Origin of the sequence: Limnomicrobium aquaticum (assembly GCF_040545545.1) — a bacterium.
Lineage (GTDB): Bacteria > Pseudomonadota > Alphaproteobacteria > Rhizobiales > Rhizobiaceae > Ensifer_A > Ensifer_A aquaticum.
Map to the genome: position 1 here is coordinate 16,010 of NZ_JBEPMB010000006.1, position 17,246 is coordinate 33,255.

The following is a 17,246-nucleotide window of genomic DNA, read 5'->3' on the forward strand; positions in this document are numbered from 1 at the left end:
TTGAAAAACTCACCAAATCCAGAGCCAGTGAGGTTGTCAGGAAACCGCGTGCTGTTGCTCGTTGGAATATTCGCCTGCCTCCTGGCTGTAGTCTTCGCCTTGGCCTACCGTTCGACTTCAGCAAAGGCAACAACGGGTGCATTTGGTCTTTCGCTTCTGGCGTTGCTTCCATTGTCATTTACATCATTTTACGTTCAAGCGCCGCGCTTGGCGCTTCTTTGCGGCGCATCGGTGCGAGTCTATTCGGCCTACGTGGCCAATTCCGTTTCTGCCAGCCTTTTTCTCGTTCTTCCCGGTCGCGCCTCGGAATTTCTTAAGCCCGTGGTGCTTCATTTCAGAGAGGGCCTGCCTTTCAGCCGGGGGATCGCCGCTCTCGTGATAGAACGTGCCATGGATGCCGCCTGTGTGGCCTTCCTGGCAATATGCGCGATTGCGCTTACGGCGGCGAACAACGTTAGCTGGGTGCAAAACGGGCTGCTGATACCAATTTTCACAGCGCTTGTGTTTTCATGCGCTATCATCCTGTTGCTGAAATATCCACAAATACTTGAAAGACTGGTGAGAGCTATTCCCTGGGGTTGGGCACAAAAGAATAGCCATGACTTCATCTCTGCGATCAAGAGCGTCGGGCGACCTTCCACGCTGGCTTTCGCCGCGGGCCTGACGCTCATGACTTGGCTTGCCAGTTGCGGCAATGTCGTCGTCGCTGGCATTCTGCTAGGCCAGCATCCACTATCACTGGCGCAAGCGCTGGTGGTGTTCGTTGCGGGAACATTCGGGATGGTGATCACAGTCGTTCCAGGTGGGCTGGGGACGTTCGAAGCCGCAACGGTTGCCGCGTTGACGACGTTTGGCTACGAAATCCCTGACGCTATCCTTTTTGCAGTCGCATTGCGCCTCTCAACCATTGCCCCAGCGATACCGTTGGCGCTTTGGGAAGTTTCTCAACGCTGGGCTGACTTATCTTCAATGCTCAAAACTAGGACGCGGCGCGATGCAGACGGGTCCTGACTCAGAGCAATACAAGGAAGTTCACGCAGAAAGACAATGGATTTGGGATTGCGGAATTGTCTACTGGCCGAGGAATCGTGGAAAGATAGAGGCGCTTCCAGTTCCGGTTCAACCAGGTGTTTTCAACGCCGGTTTCGGGCCTCGACTCATCACGCTGCCCGCCTGGGGAGAGACGTCAGGCGTAGAAAATCATCTGCTTGCGTTTGAAGAGTGTATAGCCCCTGGAGACGGACCTGAATGGCAGCGCTGCGACTGGATTTCCGTAGCTTATCATTTGCTTTCCGGCACCATGGAAAGAGTTGTGGAGGCCGAGAAAGGGCCGGTTCTTTCCTACTCCTTCAGATTGCCCGAGAGTTTCGCCGTCGTTTTCGAACGCGCCTGGGTCAACCGTATCTTCATGTTTCTACGCGCCTGGGCAGCGCAGATTGCGCAACGCCCTGAAGAGGAACTCTTCGGGCCGTTCCCCATGGCCAGCATTGAACTCACCCACGACATAGACGCACTTCGGCTCACTCCAGAAATCCGTCTCAAACAGACTGTTTTCCAGCTTTTCAACGCGGCGCGCGGCATCGCAACCGGTGACGGGGGCGCCACAGCGGCGCGGCTGGCCGACGCAAGGCGCTACCTCCTTTCACGTGGAGACTTCCGGACACTGAAGCGTCTGAGGGAGATGGAAGCGGCCGCGGGCCTCAGAAGCACATTCCACTTTTATGGTGGCCCACCGGGCTGGAAGCGCATCACACCAAAACGCATACTCATTGACCCGGCCTATGACATTCTCGACGCGGATATGGCGCGCGAACTTGCCGCATTGGCTGACGGTGGCTGGACGATCGGCCTTCACCAGTCCTTCGACGCCTGGCAAAGCCCTGATCTGATGAGGGCTGAGAAGGCCCGCGTTGAAGCGGCGGCGCGCCAGCATATCATCCACTGTCGGCAACACTGGCTACGCTTTTCATGGCGCGAGACATGGGCAGCACAAGCGGCGGCTGGACTAAAGAGAGATGCCACACTCGGGTTCAACGATCGCCCCGGTTTCAGGTCAGGGCATGCGCTGGCCATCGCTCCGTGGGATCCCACTGCACGCAAACCCATAGCAATCGAGGCCGTGCCGATGGTCTTCATGGATTCCCATTTCTACGACTATTCCCACTCCACCGCGGAGCGGTCGCCCGGGAACGCCATGCGGCACTGGATCGGCGAAATCCGCGCGGTAGGCGGTCAGGCTACCGTCAATTGGCATAACCACACCATCACATCCGTGTATGGGTGGGGAAGCGGCTTCGAATCTCTGCTTGAACAACTGGCATGACTCGCTTGTCCGACGTGGTCACTGCGGTTGAACGACAGCGTAATCGTTATTCTGGTAAACGACATCCAGCGAGTTCAGGTTTTCTCGCCCAGCCCGGTCAAACACAAAGTAACTGATACCATTGTCCTTTGCCATGCGCTGAATTGAGGATGCATCTAGGCCGTTGAATGCTTTCGCTGCCCGATCAGCAATCCGTGCGCGAGCGTCATCCGGGCTCTCTCCGGGCCTAATCGCAAGGTCGTCGCTTGACAGACCCAATAGGCCAGCCCGACGCAGCCCTTCATTGAGTATTTCTGGCTTCGGGTTATAGATCCAGCCGGAATAAAGCCATTCACGTAGTACCCCGAACGACGGTCGCTGCGAATATTGCCTCCAGCCATATGAACCGGTCGGATCCAGCATGAAAAGCGATCCAGGCGGCGTGGCCTTCCTCGCCCATTCCTGAACTTCCAGAAAAGCTTGGGCCCGCTCGCGCGTTTGAGGGTCGCGCATCGCATCGACCTGCGGCAGCCAGAGATAGCTGCCTATTGCAAGAGCGACCGCGACCGGAATGGGATTTCGGATTATCCGGGCTAGGCCGACGAGGAAGAAGGCAGCGAGAAGCCGATAATTCAGCAAACCGTTGAAGGTCTGCCGAATGTCTATCGACACAGCGCCGAAGTCGCCACCTGCGATCAGCCAAACACACACGCCCACCGCAGCAAGAATACCTGTCGCGAGGGAGAACTTTGAGGCTGGCTTCGGGGCGCCGAGGGCCCCACACTGCACTGCAATGCCAAAAACGATGGCAACGGATACAGGGATCCCGTGGCTACGCCAGAAAGGGGAGAGCAAGAGCAAAGCAACGATCGGAAGCAACCATAGCGGCCCGTTCGTCAGCAACACGAAGAGCCTTGGAGCAGCCAAGGCCATCCCAACAATGAGAAAGACCAGACTTGCCCTTTGGAGGGCGAGCTTGATCAGGAACGGATTTTCCGTGATTTCAGAGAGCAGCAGGCCCAGCACGCTGACAGCGAGCAGCGCGACAAGCGCGGCTGCGATTTGCCTTTCCGGGAGAGAGGTCGCCGGCGAACCGAGAGGAATCGTTGCAAGGATTATGAGCACGGCCGCGGTAAAGGGCAGCAGTACTTCCCAGGCACGAGCCCCAAAAACTTCAAGTTCCAATGGAAACCAGTGAAAGCTCATCAGCCGCGTCAAGGCAGCATAAGCATGATGATCGACGGCTCCCCCACCTATTGCGGCGCCACGGAACGCGACCAGATACCAGATCGCAAATACGCTAGCTGCCGCCAACATGCCCGATGCAACCGCAGCAAGCCGGTAGTTCGGCAAATCGGCAACCACGACAGCGGCCATGGCGACGCCACAAAAAAGGCCTATGATGGGGTGGACGGCCAACGCGACACCAACTAGGAAACCAGACAGAACCATCTTACGGCCCATAGCCGCAGCTATCGCGGCCAGACCAAGACCGTAGGCAAAGTTATAGACGGATCCATAATACGGGTGGAACCAGCGGCTAAAATCCGCGCTGACAAACGACCCAGCAGCGAGCACAACCGCAGCAGCAACGCAGGTCCATCGCGGCAGGTCTGCGTTAAGGCGGCGAGCCAAACTGTAGGTGCCGCCCAGGAAGACGATCACCTCAAGAAAGATAACGCCAAAACTGCCATTGAAGTCCAAAACATTCAGCTGGCCGATGGTCGCATAAAGCCATCCCACCAGCGACTTCATCATCTCCCCTTCGCCGTTTGGAAAATCTAGCCCGAATCCGACAAAGGTCGATACCGGGTGCATCATACCAACCGGAGAAAACCCAAAATAAGCTGTGGCAAGCTCGACATGCTTGCTTGCCTCCCAAGCAATTCCGCATGCCAGCAAGAAGCACAGAAACGCGAAGGAAACGAGGTGGCCCACCTCGCGATCGTGAGGTGAGCTATGCTGGCGGCCAGCTTGCATGAACTGTCTCGATTCAATCTTGGATTTTTGACGCACGAGAAAGGGCTATTCGTGCAACGACATAAAAACACGCCAGAATAAAGCCGCTCAACGCTCCGATAATCAAGATCTTCGTCATTGCAGCCTGCGATAGCGAGGGAGAATTGACTGGCCGCTCCTTCACCGGGCGCAAAGGCCCCACATCGACAAAGCGCAATGTTCCGTCGCGAACAGCCGGCAATGAAAGAAATTGCCGGAGTTTGAATTCCTGCAGGGCCAGCGCATCAGAAGAGCGAGCCGGCGCCTCGAGCCCCATCTTTTGTATCAGGGCCACATCGCCGTTTACCTGCTGGACAACATCGCCAAACTGCGCAGATGAAGCTGCCACGAGAGCATTGCGGAAACCTTCCGCATCCTGGCTTCCCTCTCCGACCGTGTTGATATAGGCGAAGAATGTGCCGCCCGATGGGCTTATGGCATAGCTTTTGACAGACTTCGTCACATCCTGCGAAACTTCGGCAAGATTGTCGAAACCTGCCTTGTCGAACGACCGGATCCGAAGGGAAAAATCACGCAGCACGGCGTCCCGGTCCATCAGATAGGGATGGGAGGAGATAACCGGGTCGAGCCGAACTACCCAGCCTCGGAGCGCGGAGGGACCGGCATTCGTCGAGCCCAACTCTCCGCGCTTTCCGAGCTGAATGGCACCGGCGAAAACCGCAGTCGTGATCACTATAATCCCAACAAACCGGAGTCTGACCCGCCAGATCTCGGCCAGGAACTCCAGAAGATCGATACCGTCTGTCATCTGTCGGGACATGGTTGTTCTCTCTCTAGGCTCAGGAATATACCGAAACACGGCGCCCGAGGAGGCGCTCAACAAAACTTTGGGCCTTCTTGGCGACCCGATAGCGCCCATCCCACGTCGGGAAATCCGCATGCTGACGGTTCGGCGCGGCTAGCAGGTCATCAAATTCCGCACGCGAGATCCTCAGTTTTTTGCAGAAGAAGGCGATATCCGTTTCCAGTTCGCGGGAATCGTAAAGCGGCTCCGATAGCTTCCGAAGGGCCTCGTCACGCGTCATCTGCCCGGACAGGATCATGCTGGAGTAATGGGGAAGTCTCTTGTCGTAGCCAAACTTCTTCGGCAGATAATAATTCTGGAACAGCTTCGTGAACAGCGATTCACCGTGCTTGCGATCATAGGGCTTATAGCCAAATGTCTGTGTCATTTCCTGAATTGCCGCCGCCTTATCGTAAGGCATATAATTCAAGGGCCGAACCGTCCGCATCTTCTTGAAGAATGGATACCAGAAATAGTACTTCAGGAAGCTGATCGTTGAGTAAGTCTTCAGCGGGCGCGAACCGAACCTGGAATGGATCGCCTTCAGATTGATCACGTCCATAGCCGAGCCGTGCCAGCTCCTGGGAAAGACCGCTTCGGTGGCAAGGTTCCCGCCGGAAAAAATCGCGCGAATGCCGTTGGCCGTTGCAAAGTTATACAAAGTGGCAAAGAACACGTGATCTTGGGGTACATCCTGGTTGGGTACCCCCGCCTTGAGATAGGCAAGATGCAGGTCACGCATCTCTTCCCAGTCGACCACATGGGTGTGGAGATCATAATTGCAGTACTTCACCACTCGTTCGATATTGGCCACGGCCAGCTCGCTGTTCCATCCGGCGTCGACGTGAACGACGAGGGGGCGGAGTCGCCATTCCTTCATCTTCATGGCCAGATACGTGCTATCGGCTCCGCCCGAGAGACCCAGAATGCAGTCGTACTCCTTACCGGCTCCTTCACGTCGAACTCCATCCAGAATGGCCTCAAGCCGACGACGTCCCACTTCGTCCGGGAACCATTGTGTGCCGCGCAAGCCGTCAAACTCATGGCAATGATTGCAAACACCCTCGGCGTCGAACGTAATCTCTGGGTCGGATGTATCCATCACACAGCGCGTACACTGCCGATATCCAAGGTTATGCATCTGGCGCCTCTTCAAGTGTTTGTGCATGCCGCGACGGATAGGAAAAAAGTGTCACCAGTGCAAGGGTTACAGCCATGCCTGAAGTCAACAAGACAGCGGTCCACGATTGCTCGGAGAGCAAGACCGCAAACAATGCAGCCGCTCCGAGAAAACCAGGACTGCGTGTTTCCTTCCAGAAAATATCCATTGCAACATAAATCAACGAAATAACGATACTGGCCGCCATGTATGCGGGAATTCCGCCCCGCGACAGTTCGTAGAAAAACGCATTGGTATTTGCATTGCTCAATTCGTTGCCAAGATAAAGATAGCCGATTTCGAAAGTAGTATCCGACAACGCATGGGGCAAAGCGCCCCTGATGGACGGTATTTTCGTAAAATAATCGAAATAGAACTCCTGCAGCTGCGGCTGCACCATTGAAATTCGCCGGACGAGATAATCGGCCAAGAAGGTATTGTTCCTGATGATCACCAAGAGCAGAGATAAGGCGTAAACGACAAAAATTCCCAACAGCAGGAGCGAGACCAGATTTCGGCGGCAAAATGGAATGCTGAGGAACAATCCGAGCACTCCGAGCCCGACGAAGTTCACTGCAGGCGCTTTGAGGCCCAGAAGGAAAAACATCAGTCCCACGAAGGCAATGCAGAGGAGAGCAAGCTTGAGCGAGCGCCGATAGCCCACGAAAAAGCCGCACATGGGCAGCGCGCTATTCGTGGCCATGTTCAGCGCATATCCAGCAAGCACGTGATTGGCATAGAGATCGCGACCTTCGAGCCTGCGTGCATACATGCTGTCCCAGTCAAAGCTACCGCCTCCGACCACCATGACTGCCGTCACCGCTCCTACGACGAGCAAAGCGGCGAAAACCAGCGGCAGTTGGTCCTGCTGCGCCACCATGACCGGCTTCAGCACCAGAGCCATGCGCTGGGTGAGTATCGTGCGAAGCAAGATGACGCAGACTGGCGGGAGCATCAACAGTGCAAAATACGGAAGTACGGTCTGCAACGTAACTAATCTTGTCGCACTCCAAATAACGGAATTCCAAAGGACACAGATGATCACATAAAATAGCAAGAAAACATCCGAAGGCTTCTCAATACTCGATGGAAATATGAAAGACATGGCGCAAATGCTCACTGCGAACACGACAACAAAAGTCAGGTTCATTTCAAGCGGCAGCATCCCTTCGTTGGCATAGAGCCCTACAAGGCAAAACTGGTAAGTCGCCAAGAAAACGAGCGCGAGTAACGGCAAGAGCAGGTGTTTCGGGCGCAGCGTCATATGAATTCTCAGGCCGTCAGTTCGGAGCTGTAGCTAATCAAAACAGCGCGGTGCTTGCCGTGGAACACAAACATGCTGCCGGCTGCTACCGCAGTTGCGCCTCCCTGCGCCAGCGCGGCCTTCAGGTGTTCTCTATTACCCGCACCACCGCAAGCGACGACGGGAACATTGACGCAATCAGATATTCGTCTGACGAGCTTCAGATCGTATCCCTCCATGGTTCCATCATGGTCAATATCGTTTACGAATATTTCGCCCGCTCCCGCCGCGACGAGCGCCTGAGCATGGTCCTCTGGCTTGAGAGCGGTCTCCACCGTGCCTGATTTTGCGACCACACGATAGCCGCGCAGCACGCTTTTCCTCACGTCCATCGCGCCGACAACAGCCTGGCTGCCGAATGCGGCAGCCGACGTGGAGATGACGTCCATGTCGCCCATCGCAGCCGCGGAATTGATCACGACCTTTTCCACGCCCGATCGGATAAGTTGACGAACCTGTTCAAAACTAGTGATGCCGCCGCCATAGGCCATCGGCATGAGGCATTCGCCGGCAATCTCCTCGACAAGTTCGAAATTGGGACCTCGTCCCTCCCGGGAAGCGTCAATGTCCAGTATCACGATCTCGTCGGCTTCTTTCTCGGCAAAGATCCGAACGGCGTTGATCGGATCCCCGATATAAACTGGATCCTTGAACTTCTTCGTCTTGACGAGGCCATGGCCCCGCAGCAGCAAAACCGGAATGACACGCGGACGATACATCAGCTTTCGCCCTTCGCAAAATTGGACAGGAGCATCTTTCCGAAACGATGGCTCTTTTCGGGGTGGAATTGGACCCCTGCGATATTGCCTTTGACGACACCAGCGGCAAAAGGAATACCATAATTCGCCGAGAGCAACGTATCGACACTCGCTGCCGGAGAAAGATAGTAGCTGTGCACGAAGTAAAACCTGGCATCATCACCCAAAGCTTCCACAAGCGGATGATCAGGCAGCGGCTTTCCGACTTCACTCCATCCCATGTGGGGAATGCGTAGCCCCGGCAGCGACGGAAAGCGCTTTACCGTGAGATCAAGCCATCCGAGCCCCGCCTCGGCACCCTCTTCACTTGAGTGACCCAGCATCTGCGCTCCCACACAAATTCCAAGCAGCGGCGTCTGCTGGCGCAGCACCTTTTCCTCAAGCAAAGGAATGAGCCCCGTGGCACGAATATTGCGCATACACGTGTCGAAATGCCCGTTCCCTGGCAGAACTATTCTGTCTGCCGCGGCAATCACATCGGGATCCGCGGTGATCGTACTTGGATAACCCACCCGCTGGAACATGTTATACACGGCCGCAAGATTCCCAATATCGTAATCGATGATCGCTATCATCACACCCCCGTATCGGCTTGGTGGCCACCGCTCAACCAGTAGGTGAGCCCGAGATAAATGACATAAAGTATCCCGTAGCCCAGAGCATAGGCAGACAACGTCGCCTCGTAACCCGGAAATAGCACCAGGGTAGCCAGAGTCACTGCAAAGAGGCAAATTTGCCAGATGAGATCAAGATTCTGCTTTTCGGCGATATAGAGCGTGTAGCTTAGCGGGCTTGCAACGAAACGTAAGGCGAAAAGAGGTAGCAGGATCACGGCTGCCGCACCAGCCGGACGCCACTTTTCACCAAAAGCGATTGTAAAAAGCTGCTCGCCCATCAGCCAAAAGACGAGCGTGGCTAGAGCTGAACCCGCAGCGAGAACCATAAACGTTTCGATATAGGTTCCGCGACATGATCCGGTTAACCGCCAGCTTTCGGATGCCCGGCGCTTAAAGACGTCCAAGACAGCAGATCCCATAAGCGAGATGGGAGCCCCCAACGTGCGAAAGGCGAGCGCCACGAACCCCGCAACGTCAGGGCCAAACCGCGTGGCGAGAATTGCCAGCGGAAGCTGGCTTGCCGCCGTATTCACGGTATCGGCCGGCAGAGCGTAAATCGGAAATCGACGATATCTCGACCAGAATTTCTGAAGTTCCGCACGATCGACTGTCAAGGATGGGAGAGGCAGATATCGAGCAATAAATGCGACGCCCGCCATAACGCCGAGAAACTGCGCCAAGGCAAGCGTGACAGCAGACGGATAGAGAAGTCCCCCCAAAAGTTGCAAGCCGGTAACGGCACAAGCCTGGACAATGCGCATTCCCGACAAGGCACGAAACCGTCCCTCCGCCGCCGCCCACGCTTGCCATATCTGCGCGCCGGCCGAGGCCCCCACGGTCGGGATGAACAATCCTACCAGACCGTTGCCAAAGCGCTCGCGATAGATGGGAAAAACGACTGCAAACAGCAGGCCGAAAATGGCCAGCACTCCGATGACCAATACAGTCGTGAGCGCGGTTGCCGCGGCGGCTTTTGCCCTTGGCAAACCGTCGGGTTCGAGAGCAAGCGCCATCTCAAAGCGCGCGGTCGAGAACACGGCGGCAAGGGAGGTTGCACCGAGCCACGCCATGAAAGTTCCGAATTCGGCAGGAACGAATATACGCGCGATCGCGAGCGAACCGACAAGTGGGACCACCTGCGCCATTGCTGTCCCGGAGAAAACCAGGGCCACTGCACGCCAATAATCCCGCCGTTGTAAGGTCATTGCGGCGGACTTGCCGGTTCAAGCGCCTTGTCGCGTCGTGCAGCCTCGATCAGCCGGCTTTCAGCTCCGAGCGAGCGCAGAATACTCTCAACGCCAGCCAAAGCCCTCTGCTTGTCAAGGATGGCAACGATCGTCAGAAGGATCAGTCTGATGTCGAGGAAGACGCCTGCATTTTGCGCATAGACGAGCCCCAGACGACTTTTCCAGGGCCTGATCAGCTTGTCATAGGCATCGTCCGGATCGGGAGCATCCTTGATGATGTCGCCCTCATCGGAAAAAACGATCGATGCGATGTCGGTGATCCCGGGGCGCACGTTCAGCAGGCCACGCTCGGCGGCCGTGTATTTGGCTACCTCCCGAAGCGTGTTCGGCCTCGGTCCGACCAGACTCATATCGCCTTTTAGGACGTTCCAGAGCTGCGTCGTTTCATCCAGCTTGTAACGACGAATGAAATGTCCCAGGGGCGTAATGCGGTTGTCGGCTGCTCCGGTCGATTCAACACCGCTACGATCGGCCCCGACGACCATCGAACGAATCTTGACCATCCAGAACGAACCGCCGCCGCAGGCCGCGCGCTCTCCGAGGTAAAACGGCGAGTGTCGATCCTGCAGCCACACGCGAAACAGCACGACGGCCAGGATCGGCGAGAGCACGATCAGGCCTATCGCAGATGCGACAATGTCAAACAAACGCTTCATGACATCTCTCACGCGAACAGCCCGCGGATGCGATCAGCCACCGTCCGTGCCGTCGGGTAATAGAGTTTTTCGAGTGGCGCGCTTGTCGGTGCGGGGGCAGCGGGTAATGTCACGCGAGCAAGAGGCGCCTTCAGCTTTGACGGCACCACGCTTTCGGCGACGCAGGCGATAAGTTCCCCAGCAAGCCCGCACGTGCTCCAGCCACCATCCACGGCAACGAAGCGGCCCGTTCGCGCTGCAGATTCGACGATCAATGCCGGGTCGAGCGGGTTGATCTGCCGGACGTCGATGACTTCCACATCAATCCCTTCCCGGGCGAGTATCTCTGCCGCATCAAGCGCCAGCTTGAGCGAGAAGCTCGCGGCCGCGACGGTCACGTCCCGGCCGGCCCGCCTGACCAGCGGCACGATCGAGCGGATATCAACGTCAGCGGCAACCGTTACGTCCTCCGTAAGTTCATAGCACCACCGGTCGTCGATATACATGACCGGATCCGGGCTCTGTGCTGCGGCAATGAGCATGTCCCGCGCGTCGGCTGCCGTACCCGGCATGAGTACCCGGAGGCCTGGGATATGGGCATACCAGGAGTGTAATGCCTGACTATGCTGCGCGCCCTGTTCACCACCGCGATTGATAATCCCGCGTATCGTAATGGTCGGCGACACCTTGCCGCCCAACATGTGACGCCACTTGGCCGCCTGATTGACGATCTGGTCGGCAGCCAGGATCATGAAATCCATGCGCGGATGAACAACAATCGGATGATAACCATTCAGGGCAGCGCCAACAGCAGCACCCGTGGTCGCGAGTTCGGACACCGGCGTGTCGATCACGCGCTCCTTGCCGAACTTCTTGTCCAGATCCTTCATGGAGTTGCCGACATACCAAGGGCTCCACAAACCCTGGCCGATGGCAAAACACTTGGGATCGCGTTCCATGGCGTATTCAAAACCCTGACGAATGCCGTCGGCATAGGTCAATCTTTGCGTCGCATGGCTCATGCGCCTGCTCCAGCGTAAACATAATCCATCAGCACGCGGTCCTCTGGGAAACCCGACCCTCGCGCAAAGGCGACAGCGTCGGATACCTCGGCATCAATTTCACGGTCGATATCTTCCAGAACAGAAGTATCCAAATTGCGATCGTGGATCAGCGCATCCACCAAGCGGCGGATCGGATCGCGCCGCTTCCAAGCCTCCAGTTCTCCGGGGCTACGATGCACGCCCACATCGATGTCCGCATTGGGGCCGACGTGGCCAAGCCAGCGGAACGTCACGGCTTCAAGGAAGGCAGGGCCCTCGCCGCGACGGCAGGCACCTATCAATTCGGACGCAGCATCGGCGACTGCCATGACATCATTGCCGTCCACGACCCGCCGCGCGACGCGATGCGCCTCGGCAATGCGTGCCACGCTATTGGAAGGCTGGCGGAGGTGGATATCAAGGTGGCTGGAATAAAGATTGTTCTCGCAAACGAACAGGACCGGGAGGTCCATAACGCGAGCGAGGTTCAGTGATTCGTGAAGTACACCCTCCTCGCACGCGCCGTCGCCGAAGTAGCAGACGGCGACCTGTCCGCGACCGTCCATCTTGCAGGCTATCGCCGCTCCCACGGCGATCGGGATCGTTGCACCCACGATCGGCACAGAGCCGTGGAACCCGGCTTCCGGCGCGAAAAGGTGCATAGATCCTCCCATGCCGCCGGAGGCCCCTGTCGCTCTCCCCAGAACCTCCGCCATCAGACCCTTCATGGAAGCATGCATGGCGAGATAATGGGAGTGACCGCGGTGGCCACTGTAAATTCGGTCGCCATCATTCAAATGGGCGGAAACGCCCACGGCCACAGCTTCCTGCCCGATCCCCAGATGGACCGGCGTCAATGTCTCCTTGGCACTGTAAAGCGCCGCGATCGTTTCTTCTGCACGGCGAATGGCGCGCATGTCGCGGTAGCAACCAAGCAGCCAGTCGGTTGACGCGTTTCTCAGCTCCAGGGCTGACGTGAGCTGCTTGGGATCGGCAAGCGGTCCAAGGCTATCCTCGAAGTTTCTCAAGCTTCACCTCCAGAGAAGAAGTCCGATAGCGCCTTCAAGACATGATCAACCTGCTCGTCAGTCAGAATATGATTGAGCGGCAACAGCAAGGATTCCTTGAAGAAGCGGTCGGTCCTTGGCAGATCCCGCGCCATCCCGAGACCGTTCAACTGATGAATACCGAAGCCGCCCCACTGGACAATCGTTCCAATGTCCCGCCCGGAGAGGTATTTGCGGAGCGCATCGCGCCGCGGATGGCAGAATTCGTAATTCTGGTAGATGTCGAAGTACCGGTCGTCCGCATCGGGCGCCGGCGGCAATCGCACGCCTTCTACCCCCTTCAGGGCCTCGTGATAGCGGCCAGCGATCTCGCGGCGGCGGGCGATCGCCTCATCGTAGTACCCGAGCTTATAGTTCAGGATCGCGGCGTGAAGATTGTCGAGACGGGCATTGGTGCCCCAGACATCGACGTCGAGCGGGATCGACTTTTCCTTGTTTGCACCGTGGTTGCGCATGGCGCGAACACGCTCGGCGATCTCTTCGTCATTGGTGACGAAGCCGCCGGCGTCGCCAAAACAACCAAGGGTTTTCGACGGATAAAACGAAAACGTGCCCCAGCGGCCAATCGTCCCCGCACCCTTGCCGTCGAAACGGGCACCCATTGCCTGAGCCGAGTCTTCAAAGACTTCCAGGCCGTGACGTTCGGCAATCTCCAGGATACGATCCATCTTGCAGACACGTCCATTGACGTGGACCGGCATGATGGCCTTGGTTTTGGGGGTAATCGCAGCCTCGATGGCTTCCGGAGAAATCAGCCAATCGTCTTCATCCAGTTCGACCGGTACCGGAACGGCGCCCGCAAAGTGAATTGATTGTGCAGCCGCGATGAACGAATGACCGGCGATGATGATCTCGTCTCCGGGCTTTACGCCCGATGCCCGCAGGCCTAGCAGGATCGCGTTCGTTCCATCCGACACGCCGACGGCATATTTTGAGCCTACATAGCGGGCGAGGTTGGCCTCGAACTCCTCTACATCTTTTTGAAGGATGAACCCTCCACGCGACAATGTCTGATGGGCAATCCGCGAAAAGTCGTCCGCGCGCTCGTTATACAGACCGGCCCAATCGAAAAAAGGAACTTTAACCATCTCTATTCTATCCCAACCAGCGTTCTTTCACGCCCGTTTCGTTAACTGCTGCGCGATGTGCCGCTGAAACGGGCTGCGCAATATATGACCTTGAACCGCTTGTCTGCCCGATCGGCGGGAAGGCGCGTAGGCTCGACATATTTCACCGGCGCCTCCAGAATCGAGGCCGGCATCTTGACGAGGCGACCGAAAAACAGCCGTTTCAACAGCTCCTTGCTTCCCATGGTCTTGGGGATCAGCCCCAGTCGCGACGCTACAGACTTTATCGGTCGCAGAGTACGTTGCCGCGCAGACACCGTGGCAGTGTCCACATATCCCCAGAATTCAGCTGAGAATCCGTGCTTGCCGACAAGTCTGGCCAGTTCCTCTACGCCGTAATAGTCGACGGAAAACGGGGACGGGACAAAATCATAAAGATCCTTGTTCGCCGTCGCAACCAGCAGATATCCGCCAGGGCGCAGAACGCGTTTAACTTCGCGAATGAAGGCATCGACATCGGGCAGATAGTAGATCGCCTCAAAGAGAATAACAGCATCAAAAGAACCATCGCCCCAAGGCATGGCCGCCGCGTCAAAGACTCTCAGGTCAAATCTGTCGCCATAGGTGCCACGCGCACGCTCAAGAACCTCGGCAGAGATATCTCCAGCCGCGACCGACCGCGCATGCAATGCCAGATAATCCAATCCCTGGCCGGCACCACACCCGGCCTCGACCAGATCACGTCCCTCCACGAACTGGCGCGCCCAGTAGTAACGGTTGCACATGCGATCAAGCTGTTCGGCAGAGATCATTTGGCCGGCAATTTCGGTGACATCTACAAACTGCTCAGTACCCATTGTCTGCTTCAATCACTTCTTTTGGCTGCCGGTTTTCGTCGACAGTCCCCGACCCTCGACATACATGTTTTTATCGCTCAGATAGCGCATGGCACTGCGGAATTTTAACCATCAACAGGAGGTCGCTCTACCCGCCTATGACCTGCAGGTCAAGTCGCGATCGGAAACGGCTGAGGCCAAGTAACGACAGCAATCTGAATCCGTTCGTCCGCCTTCGCTTTCGCTGGTCTGGCGCGGTTTTTCCCCAGCGACAGTTGCAACGGCGGCACAAGTTGTCTAGACGGTGGAGCCAGCTAATACGGTCGGTAAATAACATGAATTAGTCATGGAGCTCCGCATCGCAAGGCGTGGCGATGCCAATTTTCCATCGATTGAACTCTTGGTCTCGGACATTGATAATGGTGTTAAGACGTCTGGACAAAATGGCAGCGCCATTGTTGGGCCTGCCACGCGTCACCAAAAGGGTTATGGCCCTGGCCCTAGACGCGGGAATGTGCGTTCTGACCGTTTGGTTCGCCTATTATCTGCGTCTGGGGGAGGTCATCAGTCTATATGGCAAACCGCTCTGGGCTGTCGCAGCTGCGATTGCCCTGTCGCTGCCTATATTCGTCGTCTCGGGATTATACAGAGCCATTTTTCGCTACAGCGGCTGGCCCGCATTGCAGGCTGTGACGCAGGCCGTTGGCGTTTACTCCGTTCTCTACGGGGCGATATTCACCGCAATCGGTGTTGACGGCGTTCCGAGGACCGTTGGAATCATTCAACCAATACTGCTCTTGCTTTTCGTAGGCGGAACCAGAGCGCTGGTGCATGTCTGGCTTGGCGGCCATTACGAGAACATGCTGCGGCGGGCGAAGCGGCCGAAAGTGCTGATTTATGGCGCAAGCCAAACCGGCAACGAACTGGCGATTGCGTTGGCAAACAGCCCCGAGATGCAAGTCGTGGGCTTTCTGGATGATGATCACCAGCTTCATCGCAGGTCTCTGAATGGTCTTCCGGTCTACGATCCTGCGGATCTGGAATTAATTGTCGAGCAGATGAACATTGCTCACGTTCTCCTGGCTGTGCCGAATCTTCCGAGGAAACGTCGCAACGAAATCCTCGCACAACTGAGAGGCCGGCAGGTGTCGGTCAGAACCTTGCCCAGCCTTTCGGATCTGGCTCAAGGTCGGGTCACGGTTTCGGATCTGAGAGAACTCGACATTGATGATCTCCTGGGCCGGGAGCCGATTTCGCCGGATCCGGTCCTGTTGAGACGGAATATCGAGAACAAAATCGTTCTCGTGACGGGAGCCGGGGGATCGATCGGAAGCGAACTTTGTCGACAAATCATGGCTGCAAAGCCGAAAGAGCTGCTGCTAGTAGAGCATAGCGAGTTCGCACTCTACGCAGTACATCAAAATCTCGAGCAGCACTTTGAAGGGTCTGGCGTTTCATTGGTCCCGCTGCTCGCCTCGGTCACGGATCCGAGAAGAATCGGACAGATCCTGCAGACCTGGCGTCCGCAGACCGTGTATCATGCAGCGGCCTACAAACACGTTCCACTTGTCGAGCACAACCCCGCTGAAGGTGTTCGCAACAATGTCTTCGGAACCCTTTGCGTTGCTCAAGCTGCCGCGAAGAATGCTGTATCGGATTTCGTGCTGATCAGCACCGATAAGGCAGTCCGCCCCACGAACATAATGGGCGCCAGCAAGCGCCTTGCAGAAATGGTACTGCAGGCCATTGCGGAAAAGTGCTCGGGAACAACGTTCAGCATGGTTCGCTTTGGCAATGTGCTCGGCTCTTCCGGGTCTGTAGTTCCGAAGTTCAGGCAGCAGATCAGAGAGGGCGGACCCGTTACTCTAACTCACCCTGAAATCACGCGCTATTTCATGACCCTGCCCGAGGCTGCTCAGCTTGTGATCCAGGCAGGAGCCATGGCGACGGGCGGCGACGTCTTCGTCCTTGACATGGGCGAGCCGGTTCGAATCATCGATCTGGCCTGCCGGATGATTGAGCTTTCCGGTCTCAGTGTGAAGGATAAGAACAATGCGGACGGCGACATTGAAATCGAGGTATCAGGCCTCCGCCCAGGAGAAAAGCTTTACGAAGAGCTGCTGATCGGAGACAATCCGGAGCCAACACCGCATCCCCGCATCATGAAGGGACACGAGCACTTCCTTTCTTGGGACGACCTTCAGCCAAAGCTGACAGCTTTGGAAAAGATGTTGAACGACAACGACGTAGAAGCCATAAGGCATCTGATACGCGAGCTTGTTTCCGGCTACTATAGCGAGAGCGAAATTGTCGACTGGATTTATCAACAGGAAGGCTCAAGCGCGCAAAAGAGCTGAAATGTTGCGTCTAGCAGCACTCAGCAGTCGATTTTGGCGCCAGACAGCACTG

At 56.6% G+C, this 17,246-nt stretch carries 15 protein-coding genes; 3 read left to right on the forward strand and 12 right to left on the reverse strand.

The genetic code is table 11. The features are described 5' to 3' along the window. Nucleotides 1-1,011 (forward strand): lysylphosphatidylglycerol synthase transmembrane domain-containing protein, encoded by a 1,011-nt coding sequence (locus ABID16_RS16960; RefSeq protein ID WP_354557550.1) that lies wholly within the window; start codon nucleotides 1-3, stop codon nucleotides 1,009-1,011. Beyond that, entirely contained in the window at nucleotides 995-2,323 is a 1,329-nt protein-coding gene (locus tag ABID16_RS16965; RefSeq protein WP_354557551.1) for a polysaccharide deacetylase family protein, read from the forward strand. Before ABID16_RS16960 ends, ABID16_RS16965 begins: the two co-directional genes overlap by 17 nt. A gap of 18 nt (nucleotides 2,324-2,341) precedes the next feature. Here ABID16_RS16965 and ABID16_RS16970 read toward each other — a convergent pair whose 3' ends face one another. The 12 genes from ABID16_RS16970 to ABID16_RS17025 are packed head-to-tail and all read right to left on the reverse strand — an operon-like array spanning nucleotide 2,342 to nucleotide 14,858. Further along, nucleotides 2,342-4,282: a hypothetical protein gene (locus ABID16_RS16970; protein WP_354557552.1), complete on the reverse strand. Its 1,941-nt coding sequence runs from the start codon at nucleotides 4,280-4,282 to the stop codon at nucleotides 2,342-2,344. A 13-nt stretch (nucleotides 4,283-4,295) separates the two neighbouring features. Next, entirely contained in the window at nucleotides 4,296-5,081 is a 786-nt protein-coding gene (locus tag ABID16_RS16975) for a hypothetical protein (RefSeq protein WP_354557553.1), read from the reverse strand. 19 nt (nucleotides 5,082-5,100) lie between these two features. Further along, the gene (locus tag ABID16_RS16980; protein ID WP_354557554.1) at nucleotides 5,101-6,273 is read right to left on the reverse strand and encodes an N-acetyl sugar amidotransferase; all 1,173 of its coding nucleotides are present in this window, start codon (nucleotides 6,271-6,273) and stop codon (nucleotides 5,101-5,103) included. Further along, complete coding sequence (locus ABID16_RS16985) at nucleotides 6,239-7,528, reverse strand: hypothetical protein (protein ID WP_354557555.1); 1,290 nt, start codon at nucleotides 7,526-7,528, stop codon at nucleotides 6,239-6,241. Before ABID16_RS16985 ends, ABID16_RS16980 begins: the two co-directional genes overlap by 35 nt. Before the next feature lie 8 nt (nucleotides 7,529-7,536). Next, nucleotides 7,537-8,286, reverse strand: coding sequence for an AglZ/HisF2 family acetamidino modification protein (locus ABID16_RS16990; protein ID WP_354557556.1), 750 nt, complete (start codon nucleotides 8,284-8,286; stop codon nucleotides 7,537-7,539). Next, nucleotides 8,286-8,900, reverse strand: a complete 615-nt coding sequence (hisH, locus tag ABID16_RS16995; RefSeq protein WP_354557557.1) for an imidazole glycerol phosphate synthase subunit HisH — start codon at nucleotides 8,898-8,900, stop codon at nucleotides 8,286-8,288. Before hisH ends, ABID16_RS16990 begins: the two co-directional genes overlap by 1 nt. Continuing rightward, nucleotides 8,900-10,087, reverse strand: a complete 1,188-nt coding sequence (locus ABID16_RS17000) for a lipopolysaccharide biosynthesis protein (protein ID WP_354557558.1) — start codon at nucleotides 10,085-10,087, stop codon at nucleotides 8,900-8,902. The genes hisH and ABID16_RS17000 overlap by 1 nt, the downstream gene beginning before the upstream one ends. 56 nt (nucleotides 10,088-10,143) lie before the next feature. Then, nucleotides 10,144-10,845 carry a sugar transferase gene (locus ABID16_RS17005; protein WP_354557559.1) on the reverse strand — a complete coding sequence of 234 codons (702 nt, stop codon included), beginning with the start codon at nucleotides 10,843-10,845 and terminating at the stop codon, nucleotides 10,144-10,146. A gap of 8 nt (nucleotides 10,846-10,853) precedes the next feature. Further along, nucleotides 10,854-11,846: an alpha-ketoacid dehydrogenase subunit beta gene (locus tag ABID16_RS17010; protein ID WP_354557560.1), complete on the reverse strand. Its 993-nt coding sequence runs from the start codon at nucleotides 11,844-11,846 to the stop codon at nucleotides 10,854-10,856. Beyond that, nucleotides 11,843-12,895 (reverse strand): thiamine pyrophosphate-dependent dehydrogenase E1 component subunit alpha, encoded by a 1,053-nt coding sequence (locus ABID16_RS17015; RefSeq protein ID WP_354557561.1) that lies wholly within the window; start codon nucleotides 12,893-12,895, stop codon nucleotides 11,843-11,845. Before ABID16_RS17015 ends, ABID16_RS17010 begins: the two co-directional genes overlap by 4 nt. Further along, nucleotides 12,892-14,022, reverse strand: a complete 1,131-nt coding sequence (locus ABID16_RS17020; protein WP_354557562.1) for a DegT/DnrJ/EryC1/StrS family aminotransferase — start codon at nucleotides 14,020-14,022, stop codon at nucleotides 12,892-12,894. The genes ABID16_RS17015 and ABID16_RS17020 overlap by 4 nt, the downstream gene beginning before the upstream one ends. A 41-nt stretch (nucleotides 14,023-14,063) precedes the next feature. After that, a complete protein-coding gene (locus ABID16_RS17025) occupies nucleotides 14,064-14,858 on the reverse strand; it encodes a class I SAM-dependent methyltransferase (protein ID WP_354557563.1) in 795 nt (264 codons plus the stop codon). A gap of 398 nt (nucleotides 14,859-15,256) precedes the next feature. Here ABID16_RS17025 and ABID16_RS17030 point away from each other — a divergent pair, with 398 nt between their 5' ends. Next, nucleotides 15,257-17,194: a polysaccharide biosynthesis protein gene (locus tag ABID16_RS17030; protein WP_435532440.1), complete on the forward strand. Its 1,938-nt coding sequence runs from the start codon at nucleotides 15,257-15,259 to the stop codon at nucleotides 17,192-17,194. The last annotated feature ends 52 nt before the right edge of the window (nucleotides 17,195-17,246 follow it).

Bases quoted from the DNA above. Each gene is read 5' to 3' on its own strand.
- ABID16_RS16975 (WP_354557553.1), bottom strand. From the start codon at position 5,081: ATGTCCCGACAGATGACAGACGGTATCGATCTTCTGGAGTTCCTGGCC.
- ABID16_RS16985 (WP_354557555.1), bottom strand. From the start codon at position 7,528: ATGACGCTGCGCCCGAAACACCTGCTCTTGCCGTTACTCGCGCTCGTT.
- ABID16_RS17030 (WP_435532440.1), top strand. From the start codon at position 15,257: ATGGTGTTAAGACGTCTGGACAAAATGGCAGCGCCATTGTTGGGCCTG.
- ABID16_RS16990 (WP_354557556.1), bottom strand. From the start codon at position 8,286: ATGTATCGTCCGCGTGTCATTCCGGTTTTGCTGCTGCGGGGCCATGGC.
- ABID16_RS16965 (WP_354557551.1), top strand. From the start codon at position 995: ATGCAGACGGGTCCTGACTCAGAGCAATACAAGGAAGTTCACGCAGAA.
- ABID16_RS16980 (WP_354557554.1), bottom strand. From the start codon at position 6,273: ATGCACAAACACTTGAAGAGGCGCCAGATGCATAACCTTGGATATCGG.
- ABID16_RS16970 (WP_354557552.1), bottom strand. From the start codon at position 4,282: ATGCAAGCTGGCCGCCAGCATAGCTCACCTCACGATCGCGAGGTGGGC.
- ABID16_RS17020 (WP_354557562.1), bottom strand. From the start codon at position 14,022: ATGGTTAAAGTTCCTTTTTTCGATTGGGCCGGTCTGTATAACGAGCGC.
- ABID16_RS17010 (WP_354557560.1), bottom strand. From the start codon at position 11,846: ATGAGCCATGCGACGCAAAGATTGACCTATGCCGACGGCATTCGTCAG.
- ABID16_RS17000 (WP_354557558.1), bottom strand. From the start codon at position 10,087: ATGGCGCAGGTGGTCCCACTTGTCGGTTCGCTCGCGATCGCGCGTATA.
- ABID16_RS17005 (WP_354557559.1), bottom strand. From the start codon at position 10,845: ATGAAGCGTTTGTTTGACATTGTCGCATCTGCGATAGGCCTGATCGTG.
- hisH (WP_354557557.1), bottom strand. From the start codon at position 8,900: ATGATAGCGATCATCGATTACGATATTGGGAATCTTGCGGCCGTGTAT.
- ABID16_RS17025 (WP_354557563.1), bottom strand. From the start codon at position 14,858: ATGGGTACTGAGCAGTTTGTAGATGTCACCGAAATTGCCGGCCAAATG.